General features: G+C 52.4%; 2 rRNA genes. Both read right to left on the bottom strand.

The features are described 5' to 3' along the window. Positions 1-5: 5 nt before the first annotated feature. A 5S ribosomal RNA gene (rrf, locus tag ACMV5I_RS29240) occupies positions 6-121 on the bottom strand. A gap of 102 nt (positions 122-223) precedes the next feature. Further along, a 23S ribosomal RNA gene (locus ACMV5I_RS29235) occupies positions 224-3,131 on the bottom strand. Between the last annotated feature and the right edge of the window lie 88 nt (positions 3,132-3,219).

Here is a 3,219-nt window from a genome sequence, read left to right as displayed (position 1 = left end):
TTGATGCCTGGCAGTGTCCTACTCTCGCATGGGGAGACCCCACACTACCATCGGCGCTACGGCGTTTCACTTCTGAGTTCGGCATGGGGTCAGGTGGGACCACCGCGCTATTGCCGCCAGGCAAATTCTGTTTCATTCTTGGCCGTTACTTTCGTAACCACCAGAACCAATCTCGGAACTTCGCTGAAAATTGTCGTCTACTCTAAAACACCTTCGGTGTTGTAAGGTTAAGCCTCACGGATCATTAGTACTGGTTAGCTCAATGCATCGCTGCACTTACACACCCAGCCTATCAACGTCTTAGTCTTAAACGTTCCTTCAGGGGCCTTAAAGGCCCAGGGAAGACTCATCTCGAGGCAAGTTTCGCGCTTAGATGCTTTCAGCGCTTATCTTTTCCGCACTTAGCTACCGGGCAGTGCCATTGGCATGACAACCCGAACACCAGTGGTGCGTTCACTCCGGTCCTCTCGTACTAGGAGCAACCCCTCTCAATCTTCCAACGCCCACGGCAGATAGGGACCGAACTGTCTCACGACGTTCTAAACCCAGCTCGCGTACCACTTTAAATGGCGAACAGCCATACCCTTGGGACCTACTTCAGCCCCAGGATGTGATGAGCCGACATCGAGGTGCCAAACACCGCCGTCGATATGAACTCTTGGGCGGTATCAGCCTGTTATCCCCGGAGTACCTTTTATCCGTTGAGCGATGGCCCTTCCATTCAGAACCACCGGATCACTAAGACCTACTTTCGTACCTGCTCGAGCCGTCACTCTCGCAGTCAAGCTAGCTTATGCCTTTGCACTAACCTCACGATGTCCGACCGTGATTAGCTAACCTTCGTGCTCCTCCGTTACTCTTTGGGAGGAGACCGCCCCAGTCAAACTACCCACCAGACACTGTCCTCACCCCAGATTATGGGGCCGAGTTAGAACATCAAACATTAAAGGGTGGTATTTCAAGGTTGGCTCCATGCAGACTGGCGTCCACACTTCAAAGCCTCCCACCTATCCTACACATCAAGGCTCAATGTTCAGTGTCAAGCTATAGTAAAGGTTCACGGGGTCTTTCCGTCTTGCCGCGGGTACACTGCATCTTCACAGCGAGTTCAATTTCACTGAGTCTCGGGTGGAGACAGCCTGGCCATCATTACGCCATTCGTGCAGGTCGGAACTTACCCGACAAGGAATTTCGCTACCTTAGGACCGTTATAGTTACGGCCGCCGTTTACTGGGGCTTCGATCAAGAGCTTCGCCTTGCGGCTGACCCCATCAATTAACCTTCCAGCACCGGGCAGGCGTCACACCGTATACGTCCACTTTCGTGTTTGCACAGTGCTGTGTTTTTATTAAACAGTTGCAGCCAGCTGGTATCTGCGACTGGCTTCAGCTCCGAGAGCAAGTCTCTTCACCTACGCGCCAGCGTGCCTTCTCCCGAAGTTACGGCACCATTTTGCCTAGTTCCTTCACCCGAGTTCTCTCAAGCGCCTTGGTATTCTCTACCTGACCACCTGTGTCGGTTTGGGGTACGATTTGATGTTACCTGATGCTTAGAGGCTTTTCCTGGAAGCAGGGCATCAACTACTTCTGCACCGTGGTGCATCGTCATCACGCCTCAGGGTTGATAGCGTTCCGGATTTACCAGGAACACCCCCCTACACGCTTAAACCGGGACAACCGTCGCCCGGCTAGCCTAGCCTTCTCCGTCCCCCCTTCGCAGTAACACCGAGTACAGGAATATTAACCTGTTTCCCATCGACTACGCCTTTCGGCCTCGCCTTAGGGGTCGACTCACCCTGCCCCGATTAACGTTGGACAGGAACCCTTGGTCTTCCGGCGAGCGGGTTTTTCACCCGCTTTATCGTTACTTATGTCAGCATTCGCACTTCTGATACCTCCAGCAAACCTCACAGTTCACCTTCAACGGCTTACAGAACGCTCCCCTACCCAACAACGCCTAAGCGTCGCTGCCGCAGCTTCGGTGCATGGTTTAGCCCCGTTACATCTTCCGCGCAGGCCGACTCGACCAGTGAGCTATTACGCTTTCTTTAAATGATGGCTGCTTCTAAGCCAACATCCTGGCTGTCTATGCCTTCCCACATCGTTTCCCACTTAACCATGACTTTGGGACCTTAGCTGGCGGTCTGGGTTGTTTCCCTCTTCACGACGGACGTTAGCACCCGCCGTGTGTCTCCCGTGATAACATTCTTCGGTATTCGGAGTTTGCATCGGTTTGGTAAGCCGGGATGGCCCCCTAGCCGAAACAGTGCTCTACCCCCGAAGATGAGTTCACGAGGCGCTACCTAAATAGCTTTCGGGGAGAACCAGCTATCTCCCGGTTTGATTGGCCTTTCACCCCCAGCCACAAGTCATCCGCTAATTTTTCAACATTAGTCGGTTCGGTCCTCCAGTTAGTGTTACCCAACCTTCAACCTGCCCATGGCTAGATCACCGGGTTTCGGGTCTATACCTTGCAACTATTCGCCCAGTTAAGACTCGGTTTCCCTACGGCTCCCCTATACGGTTAACCTTGCTACAAAATATAAGTCGCTGACCCATTATACAAAAGGTACGCAGTCACACCACGAAGGTGCTCCCACTGCTTGTACGTACACGGTTTCAGGTTCTATTTCACTCCCCTCGCCGGGGTTCTTTTCGCCTTTCCCTCACGGTACTGGTTCACTATCGGTCAGTCAGGAGTATTTAGCCTTGGAGGATGGTCCCCCCATATTCAGACAGGATGTCACGTGTCCCGCCCTACTCATCGAACTCACAGTTAATGCATTTTAGTGTACGGGGCTATCACCCTTTGCTGCGCGACTTTCCAGACGCTTCCACTAACACAAGAACTGATTCAGGTTCTGGGCTGTTCCCCGTTCGCTCGCCGCTACTAGGGGAATCTCGGTTGATTTCTTTTCCTCGGGGTACTTAGATGTTTCAGTTCCCCCGGTTCGCCTCGTATGGCTATGTATTCACCATACGATAGTGTGTCGAAACACACTGGGTTTCCCCATTCGGGTATTGCCGGTTATAACGGTTCATATCACCTTACCGACACTTTTCGCAGATTAGCACGCCCTTCATCGCCTCTGACTGCCTAGGCATCCACCGTGTACGCTTAGTCACTTAACCTCACAACCCGAAGGTGTTTCTGTAAACAGAGACACTGTCGTGCTGTTTATTTGAGAGACTCTATGACAGGTTAATCCTTACCCCAATA

It is taken from the genome of Serratia sp. T13T92, from assembly GCF_047530105.1.
GTDB classification, from domain to species: Bacteria; Pseudomonadota; Gammaproteobacteria; order Enterobacterales; family Enterobacteriaceae; genus Chania; species Chania fonticola.
The sequence above is the reverse complement of the archived record's forward strand: the minus strand, read 5'-3'. Positions and strand labels throughout refer to the sequence as shown.